This window comes from Streptomyces sp. G-G2, assembly GCF_030063135.1.
Lineage (GTDB): Bacteria > Actinomycetota > Actinomycetes > Streptomycetales > Streptomycetaceae > Streptomyces.
The window spans coordinates 21,703-36,276 of record NZ_JASISO010000055.1 but is presented as its reverse complement, the minus strand read 5'-3'; the positions used below and the strand labels follow the sequence as shown (position 1 = coordinate 36,276).

The 14,574-nt window shown below is 70.7% G+C and carries 13 protein-coding genes; all 13 read right to left on the bottom strand.

The genetic code is table 11. The features are described 5' to 3' along the window. Nucleotides 1–116 precede the first annotated feature (116 nt). Entirely contained in the window at nucleotides 117–2,282 is a 2,166-nt protein-coding gene (locus QMF80_RS32340; RefSeq protein WP_283459803.1) for a hypothetical protein, read from the bottom strand. Nucleotides 2,283–2,489: 207 nt separating this feature from the next. Continuing rightward, the gene (locus QMF80_RS32335) at nucleotides 2,490–2,873 is read right to left on the bottom strand and encodes a DUF6113 family protein (protein ID WP_283459801.1); all 384 of its coding nucleotides are present in this window, start codon (nucleotides 2,871–2,873) and stop codon (nucleotides 2,490–2,492) included. After that, on the bottom strand, nucleotides 2,870–3,817 hold the full coding sequence (mshB, locus tag QMF80_RS32330) for an N-acetyl-1-D-myo-inositol-2-amino-2-deoxy-alpha-D-glucopyranoside deacetylase (protein WP_283459798.1): 948 nt from the start codon (nucleotides 3,815–3,817) through the stop codon (nucleotides 2,870–2,872). Before mshB ends, QMF80_RS32335 begins: the two co-directional genes overlap by 4 nt. 21 nt (nucleotides 3,818–3,838) lie before the next feature. Beyond that, entirely contained in the window at nucleotides 3,839–4,033 is a 195-nt protein-coding gene (locus QMF80_RS32325; protein WP_283459796.1) for a hypothetical protein, read from the bottom strand. Nucleotides 4,034–4,512: 479 nt separating this feature from the next. Further along, entirely contained in the window at nucleotides 4,513–5,556 is a 1,044-nt protein-coding gene (locus QMF80_RS32320; RefSeq protein WP_283459794.1) for an ABC transporter ATP-binding protein, read from the bottom strand. Next, nucleotides 5,549–6,523: an ABC transporter ATP-binding protein gene (locus tag QMF80_RS32315; RefSeq protein WP_283459791.1), complete on the bottom strand. Its 975-nt coding sequence runs from the start codon at nucleotides 6,521–6,523 to the stop codon at nucleotides 5,549–5,551. The genes QMF80_RS32320 and QMF80_RS32315 overlap by 8 nt, the downstream gene beginning before the upstream one ends. 12 nt (nucleotides 6,524–6,535) lie before the next feature. Next, nucleotides 6,536–7,537 (bottom strand): ABC transporter permease, encoded by a 1,002-nt coding sequence (locus QMF80_RS32310; RefSeq protein ID WP_283459789.1) that lies wholly within the window; start codon nucleotides 7,535–7,537, stop codon nucleotides 6,536–6,538. Continuing rightward, a complete protein-coding gene (locus tag QMF80_RS32305; RefSeq protein ID WP_283459788.1) occupies nucleotides 7,530–8,453 on the bottom strand; it encodes an ABC transporter permease in 924 nt (307 codons plus the stop codon). Before QMF80_RS32305 ends, QMF80_RS32310 begins: the two co-directional genes overlap by 8 nt. 88 nt (nucleotides 8,454–8,541) lie before the next feature. Then, on the bottom strand, nucleotides 8,542–10,170 hold the full coding sequence (locus QMF80_RS32300; RefSeq protein ID WP_283459785.1) for a peptide ABC transporter substrate-binding protein: 1,629 nt from the start codon (nucleotides 10,168–10,170) through the stop codon (nucleotides 8,542–8,544). A gap of 182 nt (nucleotides 10,171–10,352) precedes the next feature. Further along, on the bottom strand, nucleotides 10,353–11,285 hold the full coding sequence (locus tag QMF80_RS32295; protein WP_283459783.1) for a GNAT family N-acetyltransferase: 933 nt from the start codon (nucleotides 11,283–11,285) through the stop codon (nucleotides 10,353–10,355). Between the two features lie 137 nt (nucleotides 11,286–11,422). Next, nucleotides 11,423–12,568, bottom strand: a complete 1,146-nt coding sequence (locus QMF80_RS32290; protein ID WP_283459781.1) for an ABC transporter ATP-binding protein — start codon at nucleotides 12,566–12,568, stop codon at nucleotides 11,423–11,425. Beyond that, nucleotides 12,561–13,616: an ABC transporter ATP-binding protein gene (locus QMF80_RS32285; RefSeq protein WP_283459779.1), complete on the bottom strand. Its 1,056-nt coding sequence runs from the start codon at nucleotides 13,614–13,616 to the stop codon at nucleotides 12,561–12,563. The genes QMF80_RS32290 and QMF80_RS32285 overlap by 8 nt, the downstream gene beginning before the upstream one ends. Before the next feature lie 15 nt (nucleotides 13,617–13,631). Further along, entirely contained in the window at nucleotides 13,632–14,564 is a 933-nt protein-coding gene (locus QMF80_RS32280; protein ID WP_283459777.1) for an ABC transporter permease, read from the bottom strand. Between the last annotated feature and the right edge of the window lie 10 nt (nucleotides 14,565–14,574).

Genomic DNA, 14,574 nt, shown 5'->3' with positions numbered 1-14,574 from the left:
AGCTGACAGATGTCATGCGCCGGGCATGACACTGCTTGACGCGGCCATGGCCCAGCCCCTGCCCGGAGCATCCGGACAGGGGCTGGGGCCCGCTGTTTCGCTGTCGGGAGGGCCGGTCAGCTGGGGTTGGTGTCGATCGTGACGGTCCGCTCGGCCGCGGTCTTGCCGCGCAGCGCCTTGCCGAGGGCTCCCGCGACGTCCTGCGGGGTGACGGCGGTCTTGGCGCCGGTGCCTCGGGTGATCAGGACCCCGTCGAACCGGTTCCCGTACAGCTCCTTGAGCGCTTCGAGGTCGTACTTCTCGACCAGCTTGCCGCTGACGGCCTGCATGCTCAGGATCTTGGGCAGGGACTTGGCCGGGCCGAAGTCGATGGACTTGTCGCCCGCCTTGACCGTGACGTTCCCGGACATCGCCGGTTCGGCGAACTCCTTCATCGCCCGGTTGAGTTCGACCTGGTCGACGACGGGCGCCCGGCTGGCGGTCGGCAGCTCCACGGGCGCGGCCGCGCCGGTGCCCACCTGCGTACGGAAGGCCTCCTTGACCTTGGCCGCCGAGGCGTCCACGTCCAGGGTGGTGCCCGCCTTGCCGGGTACCGCGACGGCCTTGTTCGGCTCGAACTTGATCGTGCCCTCGGCGGAGGACCCTGCGGTGCCCGCGAGTTCCTCCAGCGCGACCTGGAGCTTCTCGTCGTCGGTCGGCAGGATCGGCTCGGCCACGCGCTGCTGCCCGAGCAGCGAGCCGATGACGGTTACCGGGTTGTAGTCGCTGCCCGCGGCGTTGCGCACGGTGGTCTGGGCGTCGAGGGTCAGCCCGGCCTTCTCGGGCTTCAGCTCGACCTGCTTGCCGCCGACGGTGAGCTTGATCGGGGCGGTGGCGCGGGGCCCGAAGGTGCTCTGGACCTTGGTGACCGCCTCGTCGCGGCTGCCGCCGATGTCCAGGCCGAAGACGGTGGTGCCCTTGGGCACGTCGGAGTGGTTGAGCAGGAGTCCGGCGCCGTAGGCGATGACGGCCAGGGTGAAGAGCCCGCCGCCGAGCAGGGCCACCTTGGAGCGGCCCTTCTTCGCCTTCTTGGCGGGCTTGGCGCCCTGGGCCGCGGCCTTGGACTGCTTGCCGGGCTTGCCCTTCTTGCCCTGGGGCGCGGCGGGCGCGGGCACGGGCCCGGGGGGCGGCGGCGCGGCGAACCCGGGCGCGCGCATCGGGTCGATCACCGGGAGGGCGCTGGTGGGCGCGCCACCGGAACCGTTCATCTGGGGGCCGGGCCACTGGGCGGCCGCGAAGTTGGCCGTGTCGTCGTCGAGCAGCGGGGGGCCGCCCACGGGCACCGTCCCGTGCGCGGGGCCGGTGGTCGGGCCCGCGGGGGGCACGGCGCTACCGGCGCCGTAGCCGGGCGCGGGGGCCGGGGCGCCGCCCTGGTACGGGCCCCCGAAGTCAGGGCCGGCGCCGTACGGGGCGGGCGGGGCGGGCGGACCCGCCGGGCGCCCCGCGCCGAAGCCGGAGCCGTTGGAGGGCGGGCCGGCCGGACCGGGCCGGGCGGGGGCGCCGGGCGGGAAGCCCGCGCCGGGGCCGCCGGGGCCGCTCGTACGGGCGACCGGTCCGGGCCGCGCGGGCAGCCCGGGGCGGCCCTGACCGGGGCCCTGACCGGGGCCGGGGCCCTGACCCTGACCGGCGCCGGGCCCCTGGCCGAAGCCCTGACCCTGGCCGGGCCCTTGGCCGGGGCCCTGACCCTGGCGGGGGCCCTGCGCCTGGCCGGGGCCCTGGGCGGGGCGTCCGGTGGCCGGGCCCATGCCGGGCTCCGGGGCGTCCCCGGGGCCGGCCTTGCGCGGGGCGAACCAGTTGCTCGGGGGCCCCGCTCCGGGTTCCGGCGCGCCGGAACCCGGAGCGGGCGGCGGCTGCTGCTGGCGGCCCGGGGCCGGGGCCGCGCCGGAACGCCCGTACGGCGCGCCGGCGCCGTCGGCGGGCCGCGACGGCTCGGGCGTCGGCGGCTCGGCCGCGCCCTGCTCCCCGGCGGGGCCGACCGGCTTGCGGACGACCACCGGCGGGATCGGCCGCGAACCCGGGATGTTGATCCGGATCCGGGTCGTCAGCGTCGTCTCGGTCTTGGGTCCATCGGAGTCCGCGGCGGGCGTGGACGGCTTCGGGCTCACAGGCTTCTCCTCCGGGGCGTTCCCCGCGGTGTCCGTAGACGGATACTGGCCGGTTCCGTACGGCGGCGTACCCGACGGGTAGGCGGCTCCACCGCGGCCCTGGGGCCCGGAGGACGAACTGTCAGTTTCACGACTCAAGGCAGGTTCTCCCGGTTGGCTCCGCCGCCCGTCATACCGTGCGCGGGCAGCTCGGCGGCCCGTCCACCATACTGGCCGCCGCCGGGGCGCAACTGACCACCTGGGGCAACCGGGTTCTCCGGAGGGTCCGGCGCATGGGGCAAAGGGGGCGTGCCGGGCGTTTTCACAACCCCCGGCGCGCGTCCCGGCGTAGCGCCCAACGGCACGTCACCTACCGGGCCTCCCGGCCGAAACCGGCCGCCCGACGGGCCCGCGCAGGGTGGCGCAGATCACAGCGAGGACGGTGCCGCCGAGGAGGTAGGCATACATCCCGGTTCCCGACGAAGTGAGCAGGAAGTCCCCTTCGGCGCGCGGGACCCCGAGCACCACGTAGATGAGGAACCACCCGAGGACGGGCGCGCCCACGCCGAGTCCGGTGCCGATGACCAGACGGCCCGCCAGGAAGAGCCCCAGCAGGGCCAGCAGCGCCAGGACGAGGCCGCCGGGGAACCAGAGGTCGACCACGAGCCAGCCCGCCACTGCGGTCAGCGCGCCGAGGACCAGCAGGCCCAGCAGGGCGGCGATCCGGGCCGGGTTCAGGGTGCCGCTCACGCGCCCGCCCCCGTTCCGCCGGAGCGGCCGGATGCGCCGGTGCCGCCGGAGACGCCCGCGAAGAGGTCCCGTTCGCGCTGCCCCGCCGGGGCTCCGGAGCGGCCGGACACCAACTCGTAGTACTCCCGGGCGAACAGGGGCTGCGCCAGGTCGTTGGAGAGCGCGAAGAAGGGGCCGTCCACGGCGATCTGGGTGGCGTGGGCGCGCATCGCGGCGGCCTTGGCCGCCGCGTAGGGCTCTCCGTCCAGCGCGCCGATCTCGGCGGTGATCCGCTCGTCGGCGACCACGCCCGGTACGTCGTCGGGCTGGGCGAGGCCGGGGAAGGGTCCCTTGCCGCCCTCGGCGCGCAGCCGGGCGAAGCCCTCCTCGACGACCGAGCGCGGGACCCGGTTCCAGTACACCTTCTCGATCGCGTGGGGCGCCCCGAGATCCGCGCCGAAGCCGGGGTCCGCGGCCAGCCCGGCGGCGCGGGAGGCGACCCGGTGGGCCTGGATGTGGTCGGGGTGCCCGTAGCCGCCGTCGGGGTCGTAGGTGACGAGCACCTGGGGACGGACCCGGCGGATCACCTCGACGAGGTACCCGGCGGCCTCGTCGAGGTCGGCGGACCAGAAGGAGCCGGGGCGGGCGTTCTGTTCGGCGCCCATCATCCCGGAGTCCCGGAACCGGCCGGGGCCGCCCAGGAATCCGTGGTCGGTGACGCCCAGCTCGCCCATGGCGGCGGCCAGCTCGCCGATCCGGTACGCGCCGAGGGCGTCGTCCCGGTCGGCCGCCAGGTGGGCGAGGGCGGCCGGGATGACCTCGCCCTCCTCGCCCAGCGTGCAGGTCACCAGCGCGACGTGGGCGCCCTCGGCCGCGTACTTGGCCATGGTGACGCCATTGTTGATCGACTCGTCGTCGGGGTGCGCGTGCACGAACAGCAGACGACGGGCGGGAAGACCGTTCATGGGGTCACCCTACGAGGCGCCCTACAACTTGAGGCCACCGATCATGCCCGCCACGTTGGTGGTGAGCTGACTGAGGGTGGGAGCGATCGAAGAGCTGGACAGGTAGAAGCCCAGCAGGACGCAGACCACCGCGTGCCCCGCCTTCAGACCCGACTTCCGGACCAGCAGGAAGACGACGATCCCCAGTAGCACCACGGCCGAGATCGAGAGTGCCACGGCGGTTCACCTCCATGTCGAGCGGACATCGAATCGATTCGCGTGCTCGGCGGGAGTCATACCCACCGTGCGCTACGGATCATAACTATCCGTACCAGCGCATCGATCGAGAACCAGCAGCACAAGGGGCGCACGCCGCGCACACGGGGGAGCACGGGCGCCCTCGTGAGCCGGGCCGACCGGGCACACGCCCGGTCGGCCCGCTGACGGCACCCGCACGACGCCGTACGGCGAACAGGTTCCCCCGCCCGGATCTCGTCGCCGAGACGGTCAAGTTGCCTGAATGTTAAGCCAGTTGCATGGCGGACGGGAGATCGGATGAATTGCGCATAGGTCACAATCGCCCCGATCCCCAAAGGGGAATCGATTCTTCCGGCAGTCCGAACACTCATCCGTATGAGCACGTCTCTGACCAGTGCGAACACGGGGAAACATCGGGATGAATTCCACGCGACGGCGTGTCCGCGCCGAATGCCCATTCACCCCGCGGGCCGCGTGAGTGGTTTCTCCGCCGCGAAATGACAGGCCGACGGATGCGCCGCCTGGCTCTCCTCCTCGCCCTCCTTCGTACGGAATTCCAGCGGCACCGCGAGCAGCGGCACCTCCTGCGCGCACCGGTTCTCGGCCTTCCAGCAGCGGGTGCGGAAGCGGCAGCCCGAGGGCGGGTCGGCCGGGGAGGGCACGTCCCCGGAGAGGATGATCCGCTCGCGGTGCTTGCGCGCCTCCGGGTCCGGGACCGGGACGGCGGACAGCAGGGCCTGGGTGTACGGGTGCGTGGGGTGGTCGTAGATCTGGATGTCGGTGCCGATCTCGGCCATCCGGCCGAGGTACATCACGCCCACCCGGTCGGAGATGTGGCGGACGATCGACAGGTCGTGCGCGATGAACACGTACGACAGGTCGAACTCGTCCTGCAGCCGCTCCAGCAGGTTGACCACCTGGGCCTGCACCGAGACGTCCAGCGCGGACACCGGCTCGTCCGCCACGATGATCTCCGGGCGCAGCGCGAGGCCGCGGGCGATGCCGATGCGCTGGCGCTGGCCGCCGGAGAACTGGTGCGGGTACCGGTTGATGTACTCGGGGTTCAGGCCCACGACGTCCAGGAGTTCCTGGACCTTGCGGCGCCGGTCGCCCTTGGGAGCCACCTCGGGGTGGATCTCGTACGGCTCACCGATGATGTCGCCGACCGTCATGCGCGGGTTCAGCGAGGTGTACGGGTCCTGGAACACCATCTGGATGTTGCGGCGGACGGCCTTGAGGGCCTTCCCCGACAGCTTGGTGATGTCCTCGCCCTTGTAGGAGATCGCGCCCGCCGTCGGGCGTTCCAGGTTGACCAGCATCTTGGCGACCGTGGACTTGCCGCAGCCGGACTCGCCGACGATGCCGAGGGTCTCGCCCCGGGTCAGCGAGAAGGACACCCCGTCGACCGCCTGGACCGCGCCGACCTGCTTCTTGAAGAGGACGCCCCGGGTCAGCGGGTAGTGCTTGACCAGGTCGGTGACTTCGAGGATCGCTTCAGGCACCGAGGCACTCCTTCCAGAAGAAGCAGGCACTGCTGCGGTCCTCGGCGACCCGCGCGAGCGGCGGTACCTCGCCCCGGCAGACGGACTGCGCCATCGGGCAGCGCGGGTTGAAGGCGCAGCCGGGCGGGATGGCCAGCAGGTTGGGCGGCAGGCCCTTGATCGCGTACAGCTCCTGGCCCTTCTGGTCCAGGCGCGGGATCGAGTCGAGCAGGCCGCGGGTGTAGGGGTGGGCTGGTGCCTTGTAGATCTCGTGGACCGGGGCGGCCTCGACGATCCGGCCCGCGTACATCACGGCGATCTTGTCGGCGACGTCGGCGACCACGCCGAGGTCGTGGGTGATCAGGATCAGGCCCATGTTCAGCTCGCGCCGGAGTTCCGCGAGCAGGTCCATGACCTGCGCCTGCACGGTGACGTCGAGGGCGGTGGTGGGCTCGTCCGCGATGATCAGCGAGGGTTCCAGGGCCATCGCCATGGCGATCATGATGCGCTGGCGCATGCCGCCGGAGAACTGGTGCGGGTAGTCCCCCACGCGCTGCTTGGCCGCAGGGATCTTGACCCGGTCCATCAGTTCGACGGCCTTGGCCCGGGCGTCCTTGCGGGACATCCCGCGGTGGACCTCGTACATCTCGCCCAGCTGGGCGCCGACGCTGAGCACCGGGTTCAGCGAGGACAGCGCGTCCTGGAAGATCATCGCCATGTCGGCGCCGCGGATCTTGCGGCGGGCGTCCTCCTTCATGGTCAGCAGGTCCTGGCCCTTGAAGAGGATCTCGCCGCCCGCGATCCGGCCGGGGGGCATGTCGAGGATGCCCATGATGGCCTGCGCGGTCACGGACTTGCCGGAACCGGACTCGCCGAGCACGGCCAGCGTCTCCCCCTCGGCGACGGAGTAGGTGACCCCGTTGACCGCCTTGGCGACCCCGTCCCTGGTACGGAACTCCACATGGAGGTCGCGGACTTCGAGCAGCATGGTGCCCACTCCTCAGCGCAGCTTGGGGTCGAGGGCGTCGCGCACCGCGTCGCCGAGCATGATGAAGGCGAGCACGGTCACGCTCAGCGCGCCCGCCGGGTAGAGCAGCATGTGCGGGGCGTTGCGGATCTGCGAGGCGGCGTTGGAGATGTCGATGCCCCAGGAGACCGTGGGCGGGCGCAGGCCCACGCCGAGGAAGGACAGGGTGGCCTCCAGGGCGATGTACGTCCCCAGCGCGATGGTGGCCACGACGATGACCGGGGCGATCGCGTTGGGGGCGACGTGCCGCAGCATCATCCGGCTGTTGCTCGCGCCGAGCGCGCGGGCGGCCTGGACGTAGTCGTTCTGTTTGGCGGTGATGACCGAGCCGCGGGCGATGCGGGCGATCTGCGGCCAGCCGAGGAGCACGATGAAGCCGACGACCGGCCAGACCGTGGTGCTGGTGACCACGGAGAGGAAGACCAGGCCGCCGAGGACGACCGGGATGCCGAAGAAGATGTCGGCCACCCGGGAGAGCAGCGCGTCGCCCCAGCCGCCGAAGAACCCGGCCAGGCCGCCGAGGAACGAGCCGAGGAGGGCCGCGCCGACGGTCGCGCAGACGCCGACGGTGATGGAGGCGCGGGCGCCGTACACGGTGCGGGTGTAGACGTCGCAGCCCTGGGTGTCGAAGCCGAAGGGGTGGCCGGAGGCCGGGCCCTGCTGGGACTTGGACAGGTCGCAGGTGAGCGGGTCCCCGCTCGCGATCAGCTGGGGCCAGATCGCGATGACGACGAGGAAGAGGATGAGCAGGGCGGAGATGATGAAGACGGGGTTGCGGCGCAGTTGCTGCCACGCGTCGGACCACAGCGACCGGGCCTTCTCCCGCGGGCCGGTGGCGCCCGGTCCGGGGCCCAGGGCCTTCTCCAGGCTCTCTGCTTCCTCCAGCGCGAGATCCATGGGTCCGCCCTGTCCGGTGGGGGCGATCGCTTCCCGGTCCCCGGCCCGCAGGGGATCGTAACGCTCGGGCTCAGGCATAACGGATCCTCGGGTCCAGGACCGCGTAGAGCAGGTCGACGAGCAGGTTGGCCAGCAGGAAGACGATCACGAGGATGGTCACGAAGCCGACGACGGTGGGGGCGTTGTTGCGCAGGATGCCCTGGTAGAGCTGGTAGCCGACGCCGTGGATGTTGAAGATGCGCTCGGTGACGATCGCGCCGCCCATCAGGGCGCCGATGTCGGTGCCGATGAAGGTGACCACCGGGATGAGCGAGTTGCGCAGCAGGTGGCGGGTGATGACCCGGCGGCGCGGCAGGCCCTTGGCGACCGCGGTGCGGACGTAGTCGGCCTTGACGTTCTCGGCGATGGAGGTGCGCGAGAGCCTGGTGACGTAGGCGAGCGAGACCAGGGCGAGCACGATGCCGGGCAGGATCAGCTCGTTGAAGGGGGCGTCCGGGGAGACCGTGGGCCGGACCCAGCCCCACTTCACGCCGAGGAGGAACTGGAGCAGGTACCCCGTCACGAAGGTCGGCACCGAGATGACGACCAGGGTGAGCACCAGCAGGGTGTGGTCGACGGCCTTGCCGCGGCGCAGGCCGCTGACCACGCCGAGGGTGATGCCGACCAGGACCTCGATGACGATCGCGACGATGGTCAGGCGCAGGGTGACCGGGAAGGCCGTGGACATCAGGGAGGTGACCTTCTGCCCGTTGAAGGCGGTCCCGAAGTCTCCCTGGAAGATCTGGCCCATGTAGTGGAGGTACTGCTTCCACAGGGGTTGGTCGAGGAAGAGGTCCTTGCGGATGCGCGCGGCGGTGGCCGGGTCGGGGGCCTTGTCGCCGAAGAGCGCCGCGACGGGGTCACCGAGCGCGTAGACCATGAAGAAGATCAGGAACGTGCTGCCGATGAACACCGGGATCATCTGGAGCAGCCGCCGGATCACGTACCGTCCCATGGAGGCCTCCGGGGTTTCGGCGGACCCGCCGCCCCCGCATCACCGGGGGGTGACAGCGGTGGCGGCGGGCCCGGGCGCTGGTGGGACGTCAGCTGACCTTGATCTGGTCGTAGACGGGCACGCTGAACTGGTTGAGGGCGACGTCCGAGACGCGCTCCGAGTAGCCCGCGCTGCCGTTCTGGTACCAGAGCGGGATGGACGGCATCTGCTCGGCGAGGATCTTCTCGGCGTCCTGGAACCTGACGATCGCCTTGGCGGCGTCGCCCTCCTGGTTCGCCTCGTCGATCAGCTTGTCGAAGTCCTTGCTGGTGAACTTCCCGTAGTTGGAGGAGGCGCCGGTGTAGTACAGCGGCTCCAGGAAGTTCTGGATCAGCGGGTAGTCGGCCTGCCAGCCGGAGCGGAAGGGGCCGGTCAGCTTGAAGGAGCTCTGCTGGTTGCGGAAGTCGGCGAAGGTGCCGACCGGGTTCACCGTGCAGACCGCGCCCTTGCCCAGCGCGTTGTTGATGCTGTTGCAGACGGCGTCCATCCACTCGCGGTGCGAGCCCGTGTCCACGTTCGAGGTGAGCGTGATCTTCCCGCCGGGCAGGCCGCCGCCCTCCTCGATGAGCTTCTTCGCCTGCGCGGGGTCGAACGTGCAGGCGTCGCCGCACGCGGTGGCGGAGTAGCCGCCCTTGTCGCCGAGGGCCGGGGAGGTCCAGTCCTTGGCGGGGGTGCGGGTGCCCTGGAAGATCTGCTTGGTGATCTCGTCGCGGTTGATCGCCATCGAGACGCCGCGGCGGACCTTCTCCATGCCCGCCTTGCCCCACTGCGCGTCGTACAGCGGGAAGGTGAGGGTCTGGATGATCAGGGCCGACTGGTTGATGTACCGGGCGCCCAGGTCCTTCTTGACGTTCTTCAGCTGCTGCGCCGGGACGTCGTCGACGAGGTCGAGGTTGCCGGAGATGAGGTCCGTGTAGGCGGTGTTGTTGTCGGTGTAGACCTTGAGGTCCACACCGCCGTTCTGCGCCTTGTCCGCCCCCGTGTACCCCTCCCACTTGCGCAGCTTCATCGCCGTGCCCTTGGTGTAGGAGTCCACCGTGTACGGGCCGTTGCCGACCGGCTTGTTCAGCCAGCCGGCGTGGTCGGTGAAGAAGGCCTTCGGCAGCGGGGAGAAGGCCTGGTAGCCCAGGGTGTCGGGCCAGGTGGAGAACTTCTCCTTGAGCGCGACCGTGAAGGTCTTGGCGTCCTTGACCACCAGGCCGGACATCGTCTTGCCCTTGGGGTCGCCGGACTCCGGGTGCAGATCGGCGTAGCCGACGATGTCGGAGAAGAACGGCGCGTTGTTCTGCTTGTTGCGCACGTCCGCGCCGTAGTTCCAGGCGTCCACGAAGGACTGGGCCGTGACCGGCTCGTCGTTGCTGAACTTCCAGCCGTCCTTCAGCGTGATCGTGAAGTTCTGGCTGTCGGTCGTCTCGATCGTGTCGGCGAGCACGTTCTTGGCTTCGCCGGTCTTCGGGTCGTAGCGCTTGAGACCCCGGAAGAGCATGTCGAGGACCTTGCCGCCCTGGACCTCATTGGTGTTCGCGGGCTCCAGCGGATTCTGCGGATCACCCCACGAGGAGCTGACGATGCCGGCGCCGCCTCCTCCGCCGCTGTCGCTTCCGCCGCCGCAGGCCGTCGCCGTGAGGGCGACGGCAACCGCACAAGCGGCCCACTTGGCGTGGGTGGCTCCGCGCATGGAGTGCCTCCTTGGCTCCCGAGACTCACTGGAGACCCAATGTCACCCCATGGGCGGGCCCCCGCACTCCCAGCGCGTCCGATTGGACACGCCCGGGGGACGCCTGTCACCCCTGCGGGTGGACGGGCCGTCAGCAGCGGGCCGTCACCCCGTCAGCACGCGGGCCGCCACCCCGGCTGCCGTCAGCGCAGCGGCAGCTCCCAGGTGTCCACCGCGTAGTGCGTGCGCATGCCGTGGCGCTCGTACAGGGCGAGGGCGCCGGTCTCGTTGCCGGTGTCCACGCCGAGCCCCACGGTGTCGCGGCCGCGCCCCGCGTAGACGGCGAAGCCGTGGCGCAGCAGGTGGCCGCCGATCCCCCGGCCGCGCTGGTCGGCCCGTACGCCGATGTGGCTGAGCCAGCCCATGGACGTACGGTCGTCGCGGGTCAGGAGGACGCCAACATCGCCCAGGGCGGGCAGGCTCGCGAGCCACACCAGGGACCAGTCGAGGTCGCGGGCGTCGAGATGGTCCAGCCAGGGTTCGTAGGCGCGCTCCACGTGCCCGAAGTGCGAGGCGAAGGCGTCCTCGATCAGGGCGTGGGCCCGGCGGGGGTCGGCCGGGTCGGCGGCGCAGTGGCGCAGGCTCAGCCCGGCGGGCGGCGCCGGAGCGTGGGCGGACGCCGGCGGCGGACCGGCGGCGAGGTCCTGGGTCATCACCTGGTACCGGCGTACGGTGCGCCAGCCGGACCCGGCGAGCAGGGCGAGGTCCAGGGTGGGCCGGACGTTGAGCTGGAGCCGCAGCCGGGCCCCGGGCGCCCCGTCGGCCTTCTCCCGGGCCCGGGTCCGCATCAGCTCCAGCAGCCGGGCCCCGGCGGCCTGCCGGTCGGGCAGGACGTAGTGGTCGGAGTCGATCCGGCCGGGCCCCGAGTCCGTCCAGAGCAGGGCGTAGGCGACGAGCCTGCCGCCCTCGAAGGCGAGCCAGGAGTCGGTGGCGAGATCGACGTCGGGGTGGTTGAGGTCGGCCTCGACCGTGCCCAGACCGGTCTCCGGCCTGCCGATCTCGATCCGGTCGATGGTGTTCAGCAGTGCGCAGATGTCACCGGCGTCTCCGGGCCCTGCGGGGCGTACGGTCAGCATCGCTCCACTGTCGCGTGACCGGTGGCGGGCACGCAAAGCGGTTTCCCCTGTCCGGGGGACCGTACCGGGCCGGGTACGCGAAAGCGCCCGGCACCGGAAGGACGTTCCGGTACCGGGCGCCAGGCGTGCGGGGGGGGTCAGGCCAGGACGGCCTTCTCCTCCGCGAAGTGGCACGCGGACTCGTGCGCGGCCAGGGTGTCCTGGCCCTTGAAGCGCTCCGGGATCGCGAGGAGCGGCTCCTCGACGGAGCACTTCTCCTCGGCCTTCCAGCAGCGGGTGCGGAAGCGGCAGCCCGACGGCGGGTTGGCGGGCGAGGGGATCTCGCCCGACAGGATGATCCGGTCGCGGCCCTCGCGGGCCGTCGGGTCCGGCACCGGCACGGCGGACAGCAGCGCCTGCGTGTACGGGTGCGTCGGGTGGTCGTAGATCTGCTGGTCGCTGCCGATCTCCGCCATCTTGCCGAGGTACATCACGCCCACGCGGTTCGAGATGTGCCGGACGATCGAGAGGTCGTGCGCGATGAAGATGTAGGAGAGGTTGAACTCGTCCTGCAGCTTCGCCATCAGGTTGATGACCTGCGCCTGCACCGACACGTCGAGCGCCGAGACGGGCTCGTCGCAGATGATGATCTCCGGGTTGAGCGCGAGGCCGCGGGCGATGCCGATGCGCTGGCGCTGGCCGCCGGAGAACTGGTGCGGGTACCGGTTGATGTACTCGGGGTTCAGGCCCACGACGTCCAGGAGTTCCTGGACCTTGCGGCGCCGGTCGCCCTTGGGAGCCACCTCGGGGTGGATCTCGTACGGCTCACCGATGATGTCGCCGACCGTCATGCGCGGGTTCAGCGAGGTGTACGGGTCCTGGAACACCATCTGGATGTTGCGGCGGACGGCCTTGAGGGCCTTCCCCGACAGCTTGGTGATGTCCTGGCCCTTGTAGAAGACCGCACCGGAGGTGGCGGTCTCCAGCAGCATCAGCAGCTTGGCGACGGTCGACTTGCCGCAGCCCGACTCGCCGACGATGCCGAGGGTCTCGCCCTGGTGGAGGTCGAAGGAGATCCCGTCCACCGCGCGGACCGCGCCGATCTGCTTCTTGAACAGGATGCCCTGGGTCAGCGGGAAGTGCTTGACCAGGTCGCGCACCTGCAGGATCGGCTCGCCGCGGTCCACGGGCGCCTCGATGGCGGCCACGGCCGCCTGCTCGGTCGCCGCGTCGACGACCTCGACCTCGGCCAGGCTCGGGGTGGCGTCTTCCACGGCGTCGTCCTTCTTGCCCAGCTCAGCCATGGATCTGCTCCTCCCAGAAGTGGCAGGCGCTGCCGCGGCCGACCAGTTCGATGCCGTCGCGCTCGGTCACCGGCAGCAGGGCCGGGGACTCGGTGCGGCAGATGTCCTGCGCCTTGGGGCAGCGCGGGTTGAAGGCGCAGCCCGTCGGGATCTTGAGCAGGTTGGGCGGCAGCCCCTTGATCGCGTAGAGCTCTTCGCCCTTTTGGTCCAGGCGCGGGATCGAGTCCAGCAGACCACGCGTGTACGGGTGCGCGGGGCGCCCGTACAGCTCGTGGACCGGAGCCTGCTCGACGATGCGGCCCGCGTACATCACGGCGATCTTGTCCGCGACGTCGGCGACCACGCCGAGGTCGTGGGTGATCAGGATCAGACCCATGTTGTACTCGCGCTGCAGGTCGGCCAGCAGGTCCATGACCTGGGCCTGGACCGTCACGTCGAGCGCCGTGGTGGGCTCGTCCGCGATGATCAGGTCGGGCTCCAGGGCGAGCGCCATCGCGATCATGATGCGCTGGCGCATGCCGCCGGAGAACTGGTGCGGGTAGTCGTTGACGCGGCTGCGGGCAGCCGGGATCTTCACCCGTTCCATCAGGTCGATGGACTTCGCCTTGGCGTCCTTCTTCGACATGCCCTGGTGGACGCGGAACATCTCGCCCAGCTGGTTGCCGACGGAGTACACCGGGTTCAGCGCGGAGAGCGCGTCCTGGAAGATCATTGCCATCTTCGGACCGCGCAGCTTGCGCCGCTCCTTCTCCGGGAGCTGCAGGATGTCCTGGCCCTTGAAGAGGATCTCGCCCTGGGAGACCCGCCCGGGGGGCGAGTCGAGGATGCCCATGATGGCCTGTGCGGTCACGGACTTGCCGGAACCGGACTCGCCGAGCACGGCCAGCGTCTCGCCTGAGGAGACGCTGTAGTTGACGCCGTTGACGGCCTTGACCACGCCTTCGCGGGTCTTGAACTCGACGTGCAGATCACGCACTTCGAGGACGGGCACATCGGCGTCGGATGCCCTCTGGTGGGGCACTTCTGCGGTGACGCTTGAAGTAGTCATTGTGGTGCCGCCCTTCTAGCGCAGCTTCGGGTCGAGGGCGTCGCGGAGCCCGTCACCGACGAAAACGAAGCCAAGGACGGTCAGCACGATCGCGATGCTGGGGTAGGTCCACAGGTAGTCCTTGACACCCATGAAGTCCTTGGCGCCGGCCAGCATGTTGCCCCACTCCGGGATCTCCGGGCTGACGCCGACGCCCAGGAAGGACAGCGACGCCTCGGCCACGATGGCTCCGCCGACGTTGAACGCGGCGTAGGCCATGACGGCGGCGATGGAGTTGGGCAGGATGTGACGGGTGATGATCCGGTTGGTGCCCGCGCCGAGGGCGCGAGCGGCCAGCACGTAGTCGGCCTCACGGACCGACAGGATCGAACTGCGCAGCAGACGGGCGACCGTCGGCCACGAGAACACGGCCAGCGAGATGATCACCGGGGTGACACCTCGGCCCATCGCGATGATGATCACGATGGCACCGATGAGCAGCGGGAACGCGAAGAAGACGTCGGCTATGCGCATCAGCACCGAGTCGGTGGCGCGGCCGAAGTAGCCGGCCAGGGCGCCGATGAAGATGCCGATGGCACAGGCCAGGAAGATCGACGCGAGACCGACGATGACCGCGATCTGGCTGCCGTAGATGATGCGGGAGAGCTGGTCACGGCCGAGCGAGTCCGTACCGAGCAGGTGATCGCCACCGGGAGACTGCAGGGTGTTGGTCAGGTCCTGCGCGTACGGGTCGTGCGGCGCGATCAGCGACGCGAAGGCCGCGACGGCGAACAGGCCGAGGACCAGCGCGAGGCCGACGACCGCCAGCTTGTTGGCGAGGAAGCGGTGGCGGATCTCGCCCCACTGGGTGACGCGGGCGATGGCGGGTTCGGCCTCGACAGCCTTCGCGCCCCCTGCCGCGGCGGTCGCGTCCCCCGCCACCGATGTGCTCTTGGTGAGCTCGGTCATGGGTATGACT

Excerpts from the sequence above, each read along its gene's own strand:
- QMF80_RS32305 (WP_283459788.1), bottom strand. The coding sequence starts at position 8,453 with ATGGGACGGTACGTGATCCGGCGGCTGCTCCAGATGATCCCGGTGTTC.
- QMF80_RS32310 (WP_283459789.1), bottom strand. The coding sequence starts at position 7,537 with ATGCCTGAGCCCGAGCGTTACGATCCCCTGCGGGCCGGGGACCGGGAA.
- mshB (WP_283459798.1), bottom strand. The coding sequence starts at position 3,817 with ATGAACGGTCTTCCCGCCCGTCGTCTGCTGTTCGTGCACGCGCACCCC.
- QMF80_RS32280 (WP_283459777.1), bottom strand. The coding sequence starts at position 14,564 with ATGACCGAGCTCACCAAGAGCACATCGGTGGCGGGGGACGCGACCGCC.
- QMF80_RS32315 (WP_283459791.1), bottom strand. The coding sequence starts at position 6,523 with ATGCTGCTCGAAGTCCGCGACCTCCATGTGGAGTTCCGTACCAGGGAC.
- QMF80_RS32290 (WP_283459781.1), bottom strand. The coding sequence starts at position 12,568 with ATGGCTGAGCTGGGCAAGAAGGACGACGCCGTGGAAGACGCCACCCCG.
- QMF80_RS32285 (WP_283459779.1), bottom strand. The coding sequence starts at position 13,616 with ATGACTACTTCAAGCGTCACCGCAGAAGTGCCCCACCAGAGGGCATCC.
- QMF80_RS32295 (WP_283459783.1), bottom strand. The coding sequence starts at position 11,285 with ATGCTGACCGTACGCCCCGCAGGGCCCGGAGACGCCGGTGACATCTGC.
- QMF80_RS32300 (WP_283459785.1), bottom strand. The coding sequence starts at position 10,170 with ATGCGCGGAGCCACCCACGCCAAGTGGGCCGCTTGTGCGGTTGCCGTC.